2 tRNA genes are annotated in these 217 nt (G+C 54.4%); both read right to left on the bottom strand.

Going from position 1 to position 217, the window contains the following annotated elements:
- Positions 1-7: 7 nt before the first annotated feature.
- Positions 8-84, bottom strand: a tRNA-Glu gene (locus C2M34_RS01700).
- Positions 85-135: 51 nt separating this feature from the next.
- Positions 136-212: transfer RNA gene (locus tag C2M34_RS01695), tRNA-Glu, on the bottom strand.
- Positions 213-217: the final 5 nt, after the last annotated feature.

Below are 217 nucleotides of genomic sequence, written 5' to 3'. Positions count from 1 at the left end.
AGGAAAGTGGCGTCCCCTAGGGGATTCGAACCCCTTTTACCGCCGTGAAAGGGCGGTGTCCTAGGCCTCTAAGACGAAGGGGACACAAAGTGTGTCACTAGGACTGGTTATTTAAACTCTTACCATCGAGTAAAGTGGCGTCCCCTAGGGGATTCGAAACCCCTGTTACCGCCGTGAAAGGGCGGTGTCCTAGGCCTCTAGACGAAGGGGACACAAA

The organism is Pseudoalteromonas sp. T1lg88 (assembly GCF_002964765.1).
In the GTDB taxonomy this organism is placed as follows: Bacteria; Pseudomonadota; Gammaproteobacteria; order Enterobacterales; family Alteromonadaceae; genus Pseudoalteromonas.
This window is presented reverse-complemented; position numbering and strand designations above follow the sequence as displayed.